Genomic DNA, 433 nt, shown 5'->3' with positions numbered 1-433 from the left:
ATAAAAATCGCTACAAAACCAAATCGTTAAGCACGCAATAAATAAAATTTCTCACTCATTTTAATTTGGAATTCCAAACGTCGAATTCCGAAAACCAAACTCCGAATTCCAAGCTCAAAAAATGACTACGCAACTTCAAAATTAAAAGCATTTCCCTGTTACTCGGGAAATGCTTTTTACGTACTGATTACTCTGTCATTAATGATTTTACAACGGAGACCATGTCGTCATGTATGACCAAAGTAGCGTCGTTATCATAAGGTGTTCGATCTTTATTGATAATAATTAAATTGTCGCCTTTAAAATTTGATATTAATCCTGCGGCAGGTTGTACAACGAGTGATGAACCTAGTACGACAAGGGTGTCAGCATCTTCAATTTTATTTAATGCCCGTATGATGGTAGGTTGATCTAACATTTCACCGTATAATAC

1 protein-coding gene is annotated in these 433 nt (G+C 35.1%); it reads right to left on the bottom strand.

Features of this window, described 5'->3' with window-relative positions:
• Positions 1-187: 187 nt before the first annotated feature.
• The coding region (locus ETB99_RS14700; protein ID WP_305792557.1) for a Sir2 family NAD-dependent protein deacetylase at positions 188-433 on the bottom strand (246 nt) is incomplete at its 5' end.

It is taken from the genome of Anoxybacillus sp. CHMUD (genome assembly GCF_013096965.1).
GTDB lineage: Bacteria > Bacillota > Bacilli > Bacillales > Anoxybacillaceae > Anoxybacillus > Anoxybacillus kestanbolensis_A.
This window is presented reverse-complemented; position numbering and strand designations above follow the sequence as displayed.